The sequence below is a fragment of the Burkholderia sp. Bp8986 genome, assembly GCF_003854225.1.
In the GTDB taxonomy this organism is placed as follows: Bacteria; Pseudomonadota; Gammaproteobacteria; order Burkholderiales; family Burkholderiaceae; genus Burkholderia.
In genome coordinates this window covers 1-17,714 of sequence record NZ_QTQM01000070.1, presented here as the reverse complement: position 1 = coordinate 17,714, position 17,714 = coordinate 1, and the positions used below count along the sequence as shown (strand labels likewise).

General features: G+C 60.4%; 14 protein-coding genes and 5 pseudogenes. 9 read left to right on the top strand and 10 right to left on the bottom strand.

Annotation, left to right across the window (positions count from 1 at the left end; all coding sequences use genetic code 11):
• Positions 1-73: 73 nt before the first annotated feature.
• Positions 74-232 (bottom strand): annotated as a pseudogene (locus DID99_RS34510) (IS3 family transposase); the annotation flags it as partial.
• A 12-nt stretch (positions 233-244) separates the two neighbouring features.
• Complete coding sequence (locus tag DID99_RS34505; RefSeq protein WP_124668525.1) at positions 245-976, bottom strand: hypothetical protein; 732 nt, start codon at positions 974-976, stop codon at positions 245-247.
• A 507-nt stretch (positions 977-1,483) separates the two neighbouring features.
• Between DID99_RS34505 and DID99_RS34500 the strand changes: the two genes are divergently transcribed.
• On the top strand, positions 1,484-1,876 hold the full coding sequence (locus tag DID99_RS34500) for a transposase (RefSeq protein WP_260444761.1): 393 nt from the start codon (positions 1,484-1,486) through the stop codon (positions 1,874-1,876).
• Positions 1,877-2,075: 199 nt separating this feature from the next.
• On the opposite strand, the gene DID99_RS34495 is transcribed toward DID99_RS34500, so the two are convergent.
• The 3 genes and pseudogenes from DID99_RS34495 to DID99_RS34485 all read right to left on the bottom strand — a co-directional run bounded on the left by DID99_RS34495 (position 2,076) and on the right by DID99_RS34485 (position 6,426).
• Entirely contained in the window at positions 2,076-3,215 is a 1,140-nt protein-coding gene (locus DID99_RS34495) for a hypothetical protein (protein WP_124668524.1), read from the bottom strand.
• Between the two features lie 1,205 nt (positions 3,216-4,420).
• A pseudogene (locus DID99_RS38120) lies at positions 4,421-4,913 on the bottom strand (transposase); the annotation flags it as partial.
• A gap of 748 nt (positions 4,914-5,661) precedes the next feature.
• Complete coding sequence (locus DID99_RS34485; RefSeq protein ID WP_124668522.1) at positions 5,662-6,426, bottom strand: hypothetical protein; 765 nt, start codon at positions 6,424-6,426, stop codon at positions 5,662-5,664.
• An 826-nt stretch (positions 6,427-7,252) separates the two neighbouring features.
• Between DID99_RS34485 and DID99_RS38110 the strand changes: the two are divergent.
• From DID99_RS38110 to DID99_RS34460, 6 genes and pseudogenes are all read left to right on the top strand, one after another.
• Positions 7,253-7,375: pseudogene (locus DID99_RS38110) on the top strand (hypothetical protein); the annotation flags it as partial.
• Between the two features lie 6 nt (positions 7,376-7,381).
• Positions 7,382-10,501: pseudogene (locus DID99_RS34480) on the top strand (error-prone DNA polymerase); the annotation flags it as partial.
• Positions 10,502-10,580: 79 nt separating this feature from the next.
• Complete coding sequence (locus DID99_RS34475) at positions 10,581-10,922, top strand: H-NS histone family protein (protein ID WP_260444760.1); 342 nt, start codon at positions 10,581-10,583, stop codon at positions 10,920-10,922.
• Positions 10,923-11,012: 90 nt separating this feature from the next.
• Complete coding sequence (locus tag DID99_RS34470; RefSeq protein WP_124668521.1) at positions 11,013-11,405, top strand: DUF2471 family protein; 393 nt, start codon at positions 11,013-11,015, stop codon at positions 11,403-11,405.
• Positions 11,406-11,623: 218 nt separating this feature from the next.
• On the top strand, positions 11,624-12,553 hold the full coding sequence (locus tag DID99_RS34465) for a tyrosine-type recombinase/integrase (RefSeq protein ID WP_124668520.1): 930 nt from the start codon (positions 11,624-11,626) through the stop codon (positions 12,551-12,553).
• A 70-nt stretch (positions 12,554-12,623) separates the two neighbouring features.
• On the top strand, positions 12,624-13,103 hold the full coding sequence (locus tag DID99_RS34460; protein ID WP_124668519.1) for a hypothetical protein: 480 nt from the start codon (positions 12,624-12,626) through the stop codon (positions 13,101-13,103).
• 95 nt (positions 13,104-13,198) lie between these two features.
• Here the strand turns inward: DID99_RS34460 and DID99_RS38400 are convergent, their stop codons facing one another.
• From DID99_RS38400 to DID99_RS34450, 4 genes are all read right to left on the bottom strand, one after another.
• On the bottom strand, positions 13,199-13,513 hold the full coding sequence (locus tag DID99_RS38400; RefSeq protein WP_311767509.1) for a hypothetical protein: 315 nt from the start codon (positions 13,511-13,513) through the stop codon (positions 13,199-13,201).
• The gene (locus DID99_RS38395; protein ID WP_311767508.1) at positions 13,483-14,157 is read right to left on the bottom strand and encodes a hypothetical protein; all 675 of its coding nucleotides are present in this window, start codon (positions 14,155-14,157) and stop codon (positions 13,483-13,485) included. The genes DID99_RS38400 and DID99_RS38395 overlap by 31 nt, the downstream gene beginning before the upstream one ends.
• Before the next feature lie 207 nt (positions 14,158-14,364).
• On the bottom strand, positions 14,365-15,000 hold the full coding sequence (locus DID99_RS38390) for a hypothetical protein (protein ID WP_311767507.1): 636 nt from the start codon (positions 14,998-15,000) through the stop codon (positions 14,365-14,367).
• A gap of 121 nt (positions 15,001-15,121) precedes the next feature.
• A complete protein-coding gene (locus DID99_RS34450) occupies positions 15,122-15,643 on the bottom strand; it encodes a phospholipase D-like domain-containing protein (RefSeq protein WP_260444759.1) in 522 nt (173 codons plus the stop codon).
• 204 nt (positions 15,644-15,847) lie between these two features.
• Here DID99_RS34450 and DID99_RS34445 point away from each other — a divergent pair.
• Positions 15,848-16,995, top strand: a pseudogene (locus tag DID99_RS34445) (IS3 family transposase); the annotation flags it as partial.
• Here the strand turns inward: DID99_RS34445 and DID99_RS38535 are convergent.
• Positions 16,992-17,237, bottom strand: coding sequence for a hypothetical protein (locus DID99_RS38535; protein WP_409362720.1), 246 nt, complete (start codon positions 17,235-17,237; stop codon positions 16,992-16,994). The pseudogene DID99_RS34445 and the gene DID99_RS38535 overlap by 4 nt on opposite strands.
• A 54-nt stretch (positions 17,238-17,291) precedes the next feature.
• Between DID99_RS38535 and DID99_RS38530 the strand changes: the two genes are divergently transcribed.
• Positions 17,292-17,591 carry an IS1096 element passenger TnpR family protein gene (locus DID99_RS38530; RefSeq protein WP_409362719.1) on the top strand — a complete coding sequence of 100 codons (300 nt, stop codon included), beginning with the start codon at positions 17,292-17,294 and terminating at the stop codon, positions 17,589-17,591.
• The last annotated feature ends 123 nt before the right edge of the window (positions 17,592-17,714 follow it).

Genomic DNA, 17,714 nt, shown 5'->3' with positions numbered 1-17,714 from the left:
TGCTGATTTTGCGTCTCGCCATGACGCAAGCATATGGTCTTGAGCCCTTGACGTCCAGGTTGTGTTAGCGACTCTTAACCCAATCCAACAGCGTCTGCGGCGTGCAGCCGATCATCGGCGCAATCGATTCGACGGCCGCCCACATCGACGGGTGCTCGCTACGCTGCTCGCGTACCAGGCGCACTGCGCGCTCTCGGACTTCCGGGGAAAACTTGCTTGGCTTCTTGTTCATGGCTCCATTCTCTCAAGAGTTGGAGCCTCCACGAAATGCGGTGCGGTTCAGAATATTCAGGAACACAAATTCCATCTTCTCAACAGTCTGACAGGCTGCCGCTTCACGTTTGAAGCCCCCCGATTTGAAGGCGTCACCCGCTTCCTTGTAGCTCCCCGCCTTTACGAAGGCGTCACCCGCTTCCTTGTAGCTTCCCGCCTTTACGAAGGCGTCACCCGCTTCCTTGTAGCTTTCCACCTTTACGAAGGCGTCACCCGCTTCCTTGTAGCTTCCCGCCTTTACGAAGGCGTCACCCGCTTCCTTGTAGCGTCGCACCTTTACGAAGGCGTCACCCGCTTCCTTGTAGCGTCCCGCCTTTACGAAGCCCCAAGCCTTGTCTTGGGGATGTTTCTCTGCAAAAAGGGATCGGACCTCCCCAAAAAATCTGGAAATGGCCGTTTTAAAGGACGCAAAGCTGCCCTGGCTTTTCTCCTGCTGCAGAGTATGGGTCTGTCCATTGCACTCAAGACGACCGGTTTGGCGGACAGAATCGGTAGTCTGCGCGATCGAAGTGGCAGTGGAGGGTCGGACGCGATACACGATGAAATTTCCAGTTAGAAGGAACCCTGAACTTACCGCGACATCACGGTCTTGTCTTTCTTCCTCCTCCACCATTTTCGAAAACGTGAACACAAAAACAGGGCTGCCGGTCAATGCGGCGCGCGCCGCCGGAAAGAAAAAAACCGCAGACACCTGACGGGCCAAAGGGAGCCTCCGAAAAACCCGGGGCAGCTTCAGGTTGGTGTCGTTGATCCGGTGTGCTGCTCAAGTCCGAACAGTGCACGATCAGGAGCCAAACCACCACCGGAGCAAGTAGGGCCGCAAATGCACCAGAACCGGCCACAACGGTCGCCCTCCATCCGAGACGTGCGATGGCTTGACCGCAACCGCGACTACTCCTTCGCAGGTACCGGTACGCAGCTCAAATCCGGCCGCCGTTTCGCTGCCTGGCTAGGCCTGCCTTGTGCCCGGCGAATTCTCCACCGGAGGCAAGCAGAATGTTAAAGCCGCCTCCCTATCTGAAAGACTATGGCGCTCCCCCGGGTAGACTGCGCCGTCATCTTTGAATGGCCATCATGCCTCGTATTTCCAACTTACCCACCGCGGGAGTTTCGACTCATCAATCCGCTCCCATCGGCAACAACCCAACATTGAACAGTTTTACGGTCCGGAGCGCGCGTGGTCAGTCATCGATTTGTGTGATTCACGGACATCGTTTCAACTAATATGGGACGATGGCTGCCATCTCATCCGCCAGGCGTCGTGCCGTCGAGTCTGCTCGGCAAGGCATTGCAGTACATGAGCGGACAGTGGCCCAAGCTGGTCCGATACGTCGGTAACGGCAACTGGCCGATCTCGAACAACCTGTGCGAGAACGCGATCCGGCCGTTCGTCGTCGGCCGCAAGGGCTGGCTGTTCTCCGATACGGTCGCCGGCGCGCAGGCCAGTGCCAACCTGTACTCCCTCGTCGAGACGTGCAAGGCGAACGGCGTCGAGCCGTATCGCTATCTGGTCTGGCTGTTCACCAGGTTGCCGCTCGCGGCAACCGCCGACGACTACGCCGATCTCATGCCTTGGAGAATGCCTGTTGCCCTCAACCGCTGAGGGGCGTCGTTAAAAGACCGCGTACCATTGATCGCTTACGATCCAGCGATAGGTCCAATAACGTGCCAGGTTTCACTGTGGCAACGATGGAGGCGCTCTTTCTGCCCCGGCTCCATTCGCATGGCGGGTGGTCACCCGCAAGCGCGCCGCGCTGACAGTTGCGAGGCCTTGCTTGCCATGTACGGAAGCGGGGAAAGCGCTACGTCAATGCCACCGCGCCCTTGACTTCGCCCGCAGACTTAGGAAGTACCTTCCATGGCCCACACTTATAGATGGCGTCCCACACCCGACGTTGCAGGTCAAGCGGGAGATTGTTAAGTCTATTGGCTAGCAGCATGATGGCAGAATCTACCTTATCAATCAAATCGACAAGCCGATCCAGCAACTGACCCCGTTGCTCGGGTGGCAGCGAGTCGAACCTTTTCTGGAGGCATGTCGTAGCAGCGATTCGATCGGTCTGATCAGAGAAATGATGGAGACGGTTCGCCAATATCTCGAGTACCTCGACCTGTCGTTCAGGCGGCAGCCTGTCCAATCCCCTGTCGACGAACGCGAGGAGTGGCCTGCATACCTCAAATCGAAAACGCTCATTGTCCAAGCTTTCGACAACACTCTGATGCAAGTGAAGGGACTGCTCGGGCGTCAGTGCATCGAACCTGCCTTCGAGGCGAGCCAAGACCGTGGCCGACTCTTCCCCGGTCGAATGGATTTCATCTATAAGTTTCGCCAGCAGTGGAACCTGCTGCTTAGGTGTCAGCGTGTCAAGCTGCCTTTCCAGGAGCCGAAAGAGCGCCCACACGGCCTTCCCTTCACATTTCATGAGGTCGTGCGCGAACGTCTGCCGCGGCCCGGCTTGCAGGTCGGGAGGCAGCAGGTCAAGCCGCTCCTCGATCCACGCAACCATCGCCTCATGTTGGTCATCAGGAAGGTTACTGATGCACCGAGGCAGCATGCCCAGCAATTGAGACTGCTGCTGAAGTGGAAGGCTGACGAGCCAGTTAGCGATGTGCGCAACCCCCACAACTTGTTCGGCGGCCGGAAATTTCGAGATCTGGCGGACAAGGACGCTCAACAACTGACTCTGCTGCTCCGGTGGCAACTGGGGAAGCATCCGGTCAACCCTGTCTCGGAAGTACGCCAAGGCTTCGGCCTGTTCGTCAAGTTTGAGATGACAGATCTGGTCGGTGACATCGGCTGCCTGTGTATGCGCGGCCGGCGCTTTCATCGAATCGACCAATGACTTGAAGACACCCAGGCGCCGATCCGCCTGAGTCGTAGGGATTTGACTGCAGAGCCCGTCCAGCGATGTGCCACGCTGCTGAGTAACGAGCTGAGTCATATTAGCGAAATCCGAGGCGCACAAGCGCTTGGGGTCTATTACCAAGAGCCTCTTGTTTGTGGCCGCACTCCCCTCCAACGTGTTACGTGGGCGTTTACAACCGGTGAATTCGAGCGAACCATGTTCAATGACACGGTCTTGCGCAGACAGCAGCATTTGCCCGTCAAACTGGCTCGTGTCGGCCCCATTTTTGGGGACGAGAGGCCTTGCTATTCGTATTTCAGACCGGACAACACCAGGGTTTTGGGCGACATATTCATGTGGAACGTGCGTGCTTTCGAACGGTTGTGTATCGGAACCGGTCCTTAGCACAATCGTATGTGCTTGCCCGTCGACCTGAAGTATGCCGGCGTTAGCGACTGAGGCATTGGGTTGCGCAGTGGAGTTGACGGCAGGAGATGAAATGCGATACATATAGGTAACCAGATAACAGCGCGATCGCTCTGAATTTTCCTCACACATCCTCCCGGAATGCGGATATTCCCCCATAGAGCGTCAATACAAATTTACGCCGACACGGCATTATCTTGCCCCGTCAGTAGACGCAATTTTTGTCACTCAGGTTGAGCAGTGAACCGAAACCGAATAGCAGAAGGACGACGAACGCAGAGCTATATATCGCATCGAATATTCAATAAAGCTATGTCAGTATCCACCACACCCTGCTTGATAAACTATCACATTTAACTACACGTCCGGTTTTTTCGCACGATCGCTCCGCCGAAAGAAACATTCTTCTGCCCCCTCACGGCAAAAGACGGTTACGTAATCACTTGGGCGTTGATTGCACCGGGCAAGCACACGAAGGAGAGTTGACCGGTTGGTGTCGAACAGCGCGGCATTCGCCAGCATACCCTGATTGACCGGTATTCATGTCGAGCACGATTGCACTTGCGTCACGTGTGACGTATCGAACCGCCATGTCGACAAACTTCCCATTCGCCTTCACTGTAAACCTTCGCGCCCGCGCTGTCGCGGCAGATCAGCAATTAGACCTCAAGTGCTGCTCCCGGCGACAGCGCGTCGTGCAGGTTGGCGCGGTCAAGGTAGCGAAAGCTAGGGCGCAAAACCTTGCAGGACGCATAGCGACAAGCAAAACACGTTTCAGGCCGAGCAACCCTGAATCAACGCATCGCTGCGCAGAAGCTGTCAATAAACGGCCGCCTATCGATGAGAGGTAGAAGGGGAGATGCTAACGGGCAGTTTCAAAAAGGCTCCTCGGAGAGCTGAAGGGTGTTACAGCAGATTAGGCGACACCTGATTTTGAGGAACACTGTGAATGTCAGCACTGTCCTCTAAACGAATACGGAGGCGGCGACAGTGGTGCAGCCGGGCATGCGTGCGCTCAACGACCCAGCGATACTTGACAGGGCCGCTACCGTATTCGGTGCGGCACCTCGCGATCATCATACTGCACTTGCGCAACGTTCGTCGAAGTCGCTCGGCGTCGTAGCCTCATCGGCATAGACCATACGCAGTCTGCGCTTTGGTAGGTATGCAATTCGTGAATCGACGGAATCGCGTCGATCAAAGGCAGCAACTGGGTGACACCATTGACATTCGCGCCGGTCAAGATCGCGGCGAGTGGCATGTCGTTTGCGTCGGTTACGATATGGCGCTGGAAACCAGAACGTGCGATCGGGAGGGTTTGGCTCAGCTTTTTTGCCCCGCCCTAACGGCGCGAAACGATGATGAATCGGCGGGCGGCTCGATCAATATTCACACTTCGTCGCCGATGATCAGCTTGCTCATCTTCCCGATCTCGGTTATTCCATGGCCCCATGGCTAACAGTTCGCCGCGAAAGTTAGCAAGTCCACGAATCATTTCTCAAACCGCCCAACACACCTCATCGAGCACACGCGACATTATAACTTAATTTAAAACCAAAAAATCCATTCGTTATATTGATATTTTAATTAACTGCATGTCGATTTATTAACAAATCTCAACTGTTTATTTGATTGCACAATGCATTCGTCGACACATGGCATTCGAAATCAACAAGTTCGACCCTCAAAAATCATCCGCAATCGAATTTCCCAATCCCCAACATACCAAATCAATCCGCAATATATCCCAATGGAGTTATGTCCATCGCAAGCATCCCATGAAGACACCCCTCGTGTGTAAGCTGCCGACAATCAAGTTGCGACACATTTCCGGTGATGCAAACCATTGATCATGGATACAATTAGGCTGTCGTAACGCAAATTACTGTATCCAAGTTACTCCGCAGGTCACGAGGTTCACACAGCAAGCTAATACTTATGGTGGTTTCCAGACGAGTGACCCTGGGGACAGCGTGCTAAGCCCGATCGCGCTGCGCTGTCAAATACTTCGAATACCGCAGCACCGGAACGCATCAACGCAGTATGCGACATTAAAAGGCAATCAAGCCGATAAGCCATACATGCACCGGTTATTGCATGCCGAATCCTTGCTCGTTCAACTCTGTGTGACACAGCGACGTTGGATTCGGTCCCACACAAACACGAGTTGGGTCGCAGCTTCACCGGTAGGCGAAAGCCATAAGAGCGCCCCGGTCAGCGTGGTCAGCGGCGCGCCTTGTAGCTCCTGCGACAGCACCTCGATCTTGGCGAACAGCATCGTGAGGCCAGCCTCAAGCCGATCCGTCGGAAGCGTCGGCACGTTACTAGCGAGTGCGGTCAGGAGCGCGCTCTGTTGCGCCTGTGGCAGCATCTCGATCACGGCGAGTAGATCCGTGAAGATCTCCTCGCCTTGGGTGGATGGAAGCGCCCAGATATTGCTAGCGAGTGCGGTCAGCGGCGCACCTCGATACGTCTCCGGCAGTGCTTTGATCGTGGAGAACAGCCTCGCAAAACCCTCTCCGAGGCGGTGGGTCGGAAGCATCAGGACGTTGTTGGCGAGTGCGACCAGGAGCGCGGTCTGTTGTGCCTCCGGTAATACCTTGATCATTGTGAGCCAATCGGGGACGTATGCGGCGTTGGTAGACGAAAACCATTGGTGCGCACCGGCCAGTGCCGCCATGGGCGCAGTCTGTTGCGCTTGCGGTAGTGTCTCGATTGTATCGAGCAGGACTGTGAAATCCTCCCTGTGCGCGATGTCCGGGAGCTGTAAGAGTTTGCCTGCGAGTTTGATTGCCTTGCGGGAATTCCAGACGTCTCCGATTGCATGCGCAATCCACTTACAACCTACCAAAGTTAAAGACTTGAGGTCTTCAAACGCCAAGTTATTCGCGATTTTCCCCAATATTTCAGGCGGCTGACCGGCCAAACTGTTTGACTGCTCACCTGCGTGCAGAACTCCGCCTACCACAGACGAGCAACCCAAGTCGGAATCCGAAGATTTGAACAGACTTGCGATTGAGATGCTAGCCCGAAAAGGAGTTGGGCACCGGCGGTCGGCATCATTCCGGATCCTAAAATCACCCAATGTTGCATTGTTGACAACCTGAGTTAAATGATGAATCGAAACCGCAGAGGTAGGCGAATTGGGAATACGGGGCATGACGACCCATTAAACACAAAGAAGACACCGTACTTTATCTGGTAGTTACCTCACAATCTTTCAGAAATCAGGGATGTTCATGGTTCGTACCGGCTGAGCAAAGCGGGATCGCTGCCGCACAAAAATGTCCAGCGCTTGCCGTGGTACTGGCATGGAATCGTGGCTCGCGGCTGCCACCCGCCCACTTCGGCAAGTCGCCTCGCTTGCCCCGAAACACCAACACATACCCGCTGTAGGGATCCTGCTCCAGCATCGTCTGTACTTTCGCGGCCAATGAGTTGTCCGCATCGCATATCGGTGACGCCCGCCGCGATCCAGATCCGCGTGTTTTGAGGCAGACCGATCATCGTAAAATGCGATCGAGAACAGAACGCAGCACGTCCGGTCCGGCGCGCCTTCGATGCGAATCGACGTCTTGCCATGCTGAATCTGGATCGAGCCGGATGGTATGTTGTCGGTCGCAGTCGGCACCTCGGGCGCCATCGACGGCTGAGACGGTTCGTTGACGACAACCGGCAGCATTGCGTCTGGAATCGCATCGTCCGTCGTGACGCGTGACTACTTCGTCGCCGAGGACGACAACGGCGTCTGCTACTGGATCTACAAGGAGCGGCCGACAGCCAGCGACGAAAGCGAAGCGCGCTTCTTCCTGCACGGCCTGTTCGGTTGATCCAACATGAACGCCGGCAATTTCGGCGCCCTGCCCGCCTACGCTGAACTTCAAGTCGCCAGCGACTTCTCCTTCCTGCACGGCGCGTCGCGCGCGGAGGAATACGTCGCGCGCGCAGCGCAGCTCGGCTACAGCGCGATCGCGATCACCGACGAGTGCTCGCTCGCCGGCGTCGTCCGCGCACACGTAGAAGCGAAGGCGGCGAACATGCCGCTGATCATCGGCTCGCACTTCCGGCTGACGGCCGCCGACGGCTCGCCGGCGCTCGCCTTCACCTCGCTCGCGATGAATCGCGACGGTTACGGCAATCTCTGCGAGTTCATTTCGCTCGGTCGCATGCGCGGCAAGAAAGGCACGTACCGGCTGGCGCCGCGCGATCTCGAACACCCGGAATCACCGTACACCCACCTGCGCGGCCTGCCCGACTGCATCGCGATTCTGTCTCCCGACTTCCCGGCCAATGAGCACGCCTCGACGCGCAGGTCGAATGGTTCGCACGTGTGTTCGGCGATCGCGCATGGGTCGCGCTGACGCTGCACGCTCGCACGATGGACGACATCCATCGCGGCGTGGTCGAGCGCGTCGCCGCGAGCCACGGCGTGCCGGTGGTGGCCACCAGCTGGCCGCTCATGCACGTGCGATCGCGCAAGCCGTTGCAGGACGTGTTGACGGGGATCCGGGTCGGCCGCCCGGTATCGGAATGCGGGTACGAGCTCGCGCCAAACGCCGAGCGTCATCTGCGATCGCGTCTGCGGCTCGCCAACCTATCCCGCCGGCGCGCTCGAGGAGACCGTGCGCGTGGCACGGCGCTGCACGTTCTCGCTCGACGACCTGAAGTACGAGTATCCCGACGAACTGGTACCTGCCGGCACCGATCCGGCGACATACCTTCGTGAGCAGACCTACATCGGCGCGCGGCGGCGTTTCCCCGCCGGCATCCCGGTCGACGTTCAGGCGCAAATCGAGCACGAGCTGCAGCTGATCGCTGACCTGAAGTACGAGGCGTATTTCCTGACGGTCTACGACATCGTGCAGTTCGCGCGCGAGCAAGGCATCTTGTGCCAGGGACGCGGGTCCGCCGCGAACTCGTGCGTATGTCATGCGCTCGGGATCACCGAGGTCGATCCGTCGCGCCAGTCGATGTTGTTCGAGCGGGTCATCAGCAAGGAACGAAACGAGCCACCGGCCATCGACGTCGATTTCGAGCATCAGCGCCGCGAAGAGGTCATGCAGTACATCTACCGGAAGTACGGGCGCGATCGCGCCGCGCTGACGGCCGCCGTCACGACGTACCGACCGCGCAGCGCGTTACGGGATGCTGGCAAGGCGTTAGGCGTGGATCCGGCGATCGTCGATCGCGTGGCAAGGCAACACTACTGGTTCGACTCACGCGCTGATCTGCTGCAGCGGTTTGCCGAGGCCGGTCTCGATCCCGAAGCGCCGTTGAATCAGCAGTGGGCCGCATTCGCCGCGCAGCTGCTGGGCTATCCACGGCACCTGTCGCAGCATTCGGGCGGCTTCGTGATCAGCCGCGGCAAGCTCACGCGGCTCGTGCCGGTCGAGAACACAGCGATGGACGATCGCTCGAACATCCAGTGGGACAAGGACGACATCGAGGCGCTCGGCATCCTGAAGATCGACGTGCTCGCGCTCGGCATGCTGTCGATGGTGCGCCGCGCGCTCGACATGATCTCGGAGAAACGCGGCGAGACATTCGCGTTGCAGGACATCCCGGCCGAGGACAAGCCGACCTACGACATGCTTGGGCGTGTTCCAGGTGGAATCGCGCGCGCAGATGTCGATGCTGCCGCGCCTGCGGCCGCAATGCTTCTACGACCTGGTGATCGAAGTTGCGATCGTCCGGCCGGGCCCAGTCCAAGGCGGCATGGTCCATCCGTTCCTGCGCCGGCGTCAGGGGCTCGAACCCGTCACCTACCCGTCGCCCGACGTCGAAAAGGCGCTGAAGCGCACGCTCGGCGTGCCAATCTTCCAGGAGCAAGTCATGCAGGTAGCGATGCTGGCGGCCGGTTTTCTCCGCCGGCGAGGCCCAGCTGCGCTGCGCGATGGCGGCCTGGAAGCGCAAGGGCGGCTTGGAGCCGTATCACGAGCGCCTGGTCAGCGGCATGCTCGCGCGCGGTTACGACCGCGAGTTCGCCGAGGCGATCTTCGCGCAGATCAAGGGTTTCGGCGACTATGGCTTCCCGGAGAGCCACGCGGCCAGCTTCGCGCTCCTTGTCTACTCGAGCGCATCGTTGCGTCGACACGAACCTACCGTGTTTCTGGCCGCGCTGCTAAACAGCCAGCCGATGGGCTTCTATACGCCGTCGCAGCTGCTGCAGGACGCGCGACGCCGCGACGTTGAGGTGCTGCCCGTCGACGTCAACGTGAGCACATGGGATTCAGCGCTCAAAGGCCCGACGACGTCGGCGCCCGTGCGCCTCGGCTTCGCTGTTGCGCGGCATGCGCGAAGACGTGGCCGGCCGCATCGAGCTCGCACGCGCTGCGCGACCATTCGTCGACGTCGCGGACCCGGCGCGCCGCGCGCGGCTCGATCAGCACGACCTGCAGGTGCTCGCGCGCGCGAACGCCCTTCGCTCACTGGCCGGCGGTAATCGACGCGCGGCGCTTTGGTTGGCGGCCGCCGCGGTGCCCGATCGGGATCTGCTGCGCGGCACCGAGCGCGACGACGCGGTACCGGTGCTGCCGCTGGCTTCCGAAGGCGCGGAGATCGTGACCGACTATAACTCGATGGGCTTCACGCTCGGCCGGCATCCGCTGGCGCTGCTGCGTGAGCGCCTCGCGCTCGATCGCCTGCAGTCGGCCGAGCAACTGGCAACGTTGCGCAGCGGCCAGCTCGCGCGCGCGTGCGGATTGGTCACAGTGCGGCAGCGGCCGGGGACGGCCAACGGCGTGCTGTTCATGACGCTCGAGGACGAGACGGGCACGGTGAACGTGATCCTCTGGCCCGGTCTGCTGGATAAGTTTCGGAAGGAAGCGCTCGGCGCCGCGCTGCTGGCCGTGTACGGCGTGTGGCAGGCCGAAGGGAAAATGCGCCATCTGATCGCGAGCAAGCTCGTCGACCGGACCGAACTTCTCGGGGCACTGCCCACGACGGCGAGGGATTTTGCTGAATCTGGTTGGCCGGAGTCGAATGGGCTGCCCAGCGGAGTGAATTGCGAAAACTTGACTTAGCAGATCGCTCCGTATGCCGGTCGATATCGATTTCCTAACCACGACTGGAGAAATGATGTCGACCTTCCAAGAACTGCTCGCAAGGCGAGCTGCCCTTGAAACGGAAATTCAGACCGCCAAGGCAGGAGAGCGCTCGAATGCGCTGAAGGAAGTCAAACGACTGGTGGACGAGTTCGACTTCTTGACGCGAGAGATTTTCGGCACGAGCACGGTTCGGAAGCGCCAGACCGTTCAGTCTCGGTATCGCGATCCCGCGACCGGCGCGACGTGGAGCGGTCGCGGCCGGCCGCCGGCGTGGATTGACGGCAAAGACCGCTCGCAGTATCGGATCGAGGCGCCGGCCACGCAAGCTTGAACTGCGCGGCGACACTCGATACATTCAACCTATCTCGCTCGCGGCGGGGATACGCAATCCAGCCCGCCGCGTACCATTCAACGACTCCCCATGGAACCCTCCGATAATCCCGCAATCATGGATCTGGAAACGGACTCTGTGCTGTTCGAACACGCGCTTGAACGCGCCACGGAAGACTTGCGCCGAATCGTGATGTCGATAACGGAGCGCCATTTCAATTCAGGTTTGGTGCCCTCGATCACCTGGCCTGCGCTGCTCGAGATTGAAGAGGAAGCCTTTTCAGACCTTGCATTCCAAAGCCGCAACGAAGCCGCAGTCGTCGCCGCGCTTCCCCGGATCGGGCCTACTACGCTGCCGGGCATCGATCTGAACGGGTTGATCGACTGGCGCCTGTCCGCACGGTGGCTGCCGATCGCTTACGAATGTGTCCGGGACCACGTGTTGACCGTGCGTCCGGCGGCACAACGCGACGACGAAGTGTGAGGCGAACGTTGACCCAACTGATCGGTATGGCCCGCCACGGGTCTCGTGACCGTAGCCATGGCGCAGAACCACCGGCGATGCGTCCGCAATGCTCTCACGACGCGCCGGCGGCCGTGTCAGCACTGCGGCCGGAGGATCCCCTCCCCTTGGAGACGAGGCACGCGAATCGCAGATTCGCGTTATGCTGGCGGTACCCAATATTCAGTATATAAGATCGAATGGACGAACCGACTCTCTGGCTGTCAGCACCGACCGAGGCCTATCAACAGTGGCAGCGCACGGAAGCCGCCGGCGCTGATCGGCGTGCGTTCTCTCCGAGGTCGATCGTCCAGCACGAAGCAATGTTTGAACGCTTCATGCGCCACCTCGCCGCCGCGCAACGGTCGCTGGCCACCTTCGGGCCCGACCACCTCGAATCGTTCTTCGCTGATCTCGATCACCGGTGCAAACCCGGCACCACGACGCGCCTGCGCTACGAGAAGCTTCTCGACAGGCTTGGCCGACACCTGGTCGACGTCGGCGTGCGCAAGACCAATCCAGCGGCCGCCTATGCGTTGACGCAGACGTGGCCGGAGGACGAACCCGTCCCGGTGTACCTGCTCGAGGCCGATGACCGTCGACTGCAGGCGTCGATCCGAGCCATTGAAGGGCTCGACGATCGCGCGCTGCGGAACCGCGCCATCGTTGGCTTATTGCTCTCGACCGGCATCACCGCGCAGGAAATCCGGCAGGCGATCGCCGACGACCTCGACCTGTCGCCGGCGCGGCCGCACGTTCAAATCCCGAAGCGCGGCCCGCGCGAATCACGCCGGGTCAACGTAGCCGAATTCGCGATACCGGCGCTCACGCGATGGCGAAGCCTGTCTGCGGCCGCCGACAGCCCACTGCTGTTCCCGTCCCCCCGCGCAGGCGGGCCGATGACCGACGAGATGCTCGGCCGCATCGTCCGAGACGAACTCCTCGCGATCGACATTCGGCTCCCCGATATGAGCCCGCGCACCCTGCGGAACACGTTCGCAAGGCGCTTGCTGCTTGCCGGCAAGAGCAACGACGACGTCATGCGAGCGCTGGGCCTCACCAGCCAGCGGACGGTGGTCCGGATTCGCGCAACCCTTTCGCCGTCACCGCAAGCTCACACCGCAGCTTGACTTCTGAACCGCCTCGATAGCCTGAAGAAGCCAGCACTTTCGCTGGCGTCTTTCCTATCGGAGTATTCGTATGGTCTACGTAACGCGCTACACCGACCTCATTTACTTCGCGAACGGCGAAATTGCTTCCTGTCGATACAGGTTCATCAAATCGCGGGACAACCAGACGCAAGTCATCGTCCAGATCAACCATCCCAGCGACCGACCGGGCAACCTGGCTACCGATCACCAAACGCGTGACGCGATCCTGAATCGAATCGCCGACCGCGAATTGACCGGGGTTCCGTTCTCGATGCTCTGCGTCGCATTGACGGAGGGTGACGCGCACCACATCGTCTTCCCCGAGCCAGATCTAGAAGACTACATTCAACGTGGCCACCCGTACCAGCAGACCCCCGAGCGCGCTACACGCGGCCGCCATATCGAGCGCATCTCGATCGATTCACGGAACCTCGTGATCGGCCGCGCCCGGATTCAGACCGCGCACGCCGCGCCGACGCCGCCGGATACCGACCTTGCGGCACTGCTGAACCGCTCTGACGCGGCGTAGCAATCTACCCCTACGGCGCCGCAATCGTCTGATACGTTTGTGCGCCGCGAAAAAAATCCCGGAATCGACCGGGCTTTTTGCAAGAGCGCTTGACCTCAGGCAGCCTGAGAAAACAGGTCAACAGGCGCCAGATTCAGCATCGTAAGGTGCTCCGAGCTCGAGATCGCGCGGTCGACCAGAAATCGATCAAGCTCCGCCGGCGTCAGGTTATGTCGCTCGGCGAGATGGGCGAAGTACTGGCCGCGCTTCGCCATCTCCTGATAGCGCCCCGCCATCCCGGCCGACAGCCGCAAAATGCCTTCGTTCAGCCAGAATCGGGCCGACTCGATCCCAGCATATTGCTGGGCTCTTACGGACCAGCCAGCGTCGAAGCTGCAGGTTACGAACGCGCAGGCTGCCTCACTGTCCACCTCGAACTGGTCGCGCTCTTCGAAATAGACAATCTGCTCCCACCCTTCGTGCGTGCATAGCGGTTGGGCCGATCCGGATGCAGATAGCGATTCCACTGCTCTGCGGTGTAGTCGTGAAGCCCATCCGTGGGCACCTCGGCATCATACGCACCGACGAAGAACCATCCGTGATGCGGGATGTCGGTCTTCGGCAACGGGGCGAGCACCGGAACATGGTAGCGACGGCCGAGGCGATGCACGTCAAACCAGACCGAAAGCGCTGGAAACGGGTGAGGCGCGTAGTGGTGCAGGGAGAGATAAGAATCGATCGCCACCAGCTGCGCCGGCGTGATCATCTCGAACTGCACGTCGCAGAGCGCCCTGTTTTCCGGGGTATCAGGTATCTCGCCCGTCGCCAACGCCGCCTCATGCCGCTCTGCGCGCTCGACCTCAAGCACGTCGAGGGTCAGCAGGTACTGCAGCAATTGGAGCCGCTCCCGATAGGCAAGGACGTCCGGCTTGACCGCAAGGTACCCAGCGTCGCTCAGCTTCCGGCCGACCAGTTCCCGTCGACCGAGATCCCACTGCACCGCGACCAGATAGTTTCTGAAGCGATTTAGCCCTTCCAGATGCTGGTGCTCCGGCTCCTTCACCATCGACTCCATCGAGCGATCTCGCTCGCACGACACGCAACAGAACGCGCATCCGAATCGGGAGCCGCACGCGGCGCGTGCGCCGCCCTCCCCGAGAATCACCCCGCACGTTCCCTCGTTTCCCGCCCGATAGAGATTCGACAAGCGTCGAATCGACGCGGCGGAAATCGGCAACGGAAAGGGCCGATCTGCATCGCCCGCGAAGAGCGAGAGCATCGCTCAGACGCAGTCGGTGGACCATTCAGCGATTGGCGAGAACGTGAGAAGCCCGTTCGCGTTTCGGACTGGTTTCAACGCATTCTCGCTGCGGGCGGTCATTGCCGCTGTACGACTGCCGCTTTCGTCGAACCCGTTGCCGAGTATGGTGACAACTTCGCCACTGCCGCCGGCGGCCGCCGAGCGCTCGAGCGCGACGCGCAACCGGTTTTGCGGGTCGACCTTCCAGTCAGCCGCACACGCACGTATCCGCTTCCCGTTCCTCACCCCGTTTTCCGGGGTGCGGGGAAGCGTTCCGCGCCCGATCGTTGCGACGACAAACTGCGACGCCAAAGATGGCTTCGCTACGTGCACCGATACTGGCGTTCCCGCGTCCGCATAGGCACCGCGGATCTCATCCAGCATGGCTTGAAGGTGCCAGTGCATACTCGGATTTTCGATTGTCGTATCCGCACTCATCACGAAGTGCTCGCGCGCCACCTCCGCGCCGGCGCGTCGCACCGCCTCGAGCATGAGGATCGCCGTGCAGGTCGAGTCCTTGCCGCCGCTCAGCGCGTTCGAGACCGTGTACCCCTTCCGAATCAGCGCGACGAGCGCGTCGATCGCGGACTCCATTTTCATCAGAATTTCCGAAAGCATGTGCTGCTCCAGTCGCGCAGGAACAGTCCCACGCGGGATCTGTCCCGCGTGGGGTGAGAGGAAGAGAACAATCAGGGCGCGCGATACACCTCGCCGCGCGCGGACACCGCTTCTCAGTTCTTCAGGTACGCATCGGCAACACGAGTGTCACCCCACAACACCGCAACACGACGACGTTCTCCGCGTTGTACCGGGCCGCTTGCTGCGAATAGTTGTAGCTGCCGGTCTCGACGGTCGCGCCGTCGACAACGACATACTTCGAGTGCTGCGCCGGAAAGACGCTCACAACCCGGACTGGGATCCCGGCGTAAGCGAGTGCACCGAGCGCCGCGCGTGCACGGCCGCTACGATCCTCTTCGAGGTTGCTGCGCGCGTCGACGCTTACCGCGACGTCAACGCGGCGGCGCTTTGCGGTGATGAGCGCACGCGTCACTGCCGGAGCGGTGAACGAGTAAGCCAGCACGCGGATGGACTGGCGAGCTTCGCCAATCGTCCGCAGCACCAGCGCTTCGGCGCCGCCATCCGGCCAGAACGCAATTTCAACCCGCGGCGGGGTCTCTGCCTGCGCGCGGCCGCCCAGCGGAATCGCGACGAAACAGCACAGCCACGCCACCAGTACAGCCCAACCGATTTGCTTCTTCATAGGTATCTCCAAACGAATACGAAAAGCCCCGCTCCATTCGCATGCGTGAGGTTGACCCGTTTTGACCTGCTCCCCGCGTTTAGTACGGTGACGGTGTAGAGTCCGTTCCAGAGAGGAACGGCAATGAAAAAGCGATTCACCGAAGAGCAAATCTGGAGTTGACCCGCTTTCGTGGACGCCTATCCTTTTGTTCAGGAGGTGCCCATCACGGGAAAGCACCGCAACCCATACCCGCCCGAATTCCGGGCGCAGCTAGTCGAGCTGGTTAAAGCCGGACGAACGCCAGAGGACCTGGCACGGGAGTTCGAGCCCACCGCACAGACCATCTACAACTGGGTGGCACAGTCCGATCGCGACGCGGGCAAGCGCCATGATGGCCTGACCACGAGCGAGCGTGACGAGCTCACGCGGCTACGCCGAAAGGTGCGCCAGCTCGAGCTTGAGCGAGACATACTTTCAAAAGCCGCGGCCTGGTTTGCACGGGAGACCGTAACCGTGCCCCGGAAGGGTTCGCGTTCATGAAAGCGAATCAGGCCAGATGGCCCATTGCGACGATGGCTCGGCTGCTCGGGGTCTCCGCCAGCGGCTTCTACGCGTGGCTTGAACGCGCGCCATCGAAGCGAGCGTGCAGTGACGCCGAACTGCTCGCGCGCATCCGGGGAATTCACGCCCGCTCGCGCGGCACCTACGGCATGCCTCGCATTCATTTCGAACTCACCGAGCAAGGCGTGCATGTTGGGCGCAAACGCGTAGCCCGCCTGATGCGTCTGGCGGGCCTATGCGGCGTGAGCCGCCGGCGCAGGATCTCGACCACCCGGCGCCAGTCCGGCGCACGGCCCGCGCCAGACCTGGTGCAACGACATTTCAACGCGGACGCGCCCAACCGGCTGTGGGTAGCGGACGCGACCTATGTGCCGACCGCTGAAGGGTTTCTCTATCTCGCAGTGGTGCTCGATGTATTCAGCCGCCGTATCGTGGGTTGGGCGATGTCAGAGCACCTGTACACGCAGTTGATGCTCAGGGCGCTCGATATGGCGCTCGTGCAACGCCGACCCGACGACGTCGTCCATCATTCCGACCAGGGGTGCCAACACACATCAATTGCCTTCGGCCGCCGCTGCCGTGAGGCTAGCGTGCGTCTGTCGATGGGGAGCGTGGCGGATTGCTTTGACAACGCCATGTGCGAGAGCTTCTTCGCGACACTCGAGTGTGAATTGCTCGCCCGCACACACTTCGAAACCCGCGAACACGCACGGCAAGCGCTGTTCTCGTGGATCGAAGGTTGGTACAACGTCAGCCGTCGTCATAGCAGCATTGGCTACCACTCGCCGATCCGCTACGAGCAAGTTCACGAAGAACAAAACCGAATCTGCCTCGCCGACGAGTTGCCCACCGCCGGCCGGCGTCGTGATCGTAATAAGCGACCCGCCGACCGGCCGTGGACAATTCGCGGCAGCCCCCCAAACCGGAGCAAATCAGCACACTCGAAATTCAACTGCTTAACCGTCCACGGAAGTGGGTCACCCCCAAACACCATGTTGTCGTTCAGACCATGCTCCCGCGCGATTCGCGAGACAGAAGCCCCTGGCTGCATCGTCTTCTCGACGATCTCGCGCCGAAACTCGTTTGAGAAGTTCGGCCGTTTCGGGTGCGCCGTTACCACGTCGTCAGAGTTGTCCACTATCGCGTCCGCCAAATATTTCGCGGACGCTATATTTGCTCACGGCCGTTATATCCTCAAGACGGCCTTGCTCAGGCGCTTACCGACGGACAGTATGCGTGCCCGCCGGAAGACGTCGGTGGAGTGCCCGGATACGCCGACTTCCTCGAAGCGATCACCGATCCGATGCACGAGGCGCACGAGCACTTCCTCGAGTGGTGTGGCGTCGATCCCGCCGCCTTTGATCTCGTGCTTGCGAACCAGCGGCTCTCAGAGGTCAAGTTCTGACCGTCAAGACGGCCTCGGTTTGACGCTTACGATTCAGCCGCCATGGTGTCGGCCGGGACCGGCGCATCCACCTGGATCTGATCGATGCCCGGGGACCGGGATGTTTCGCCCACGGCCAACGCG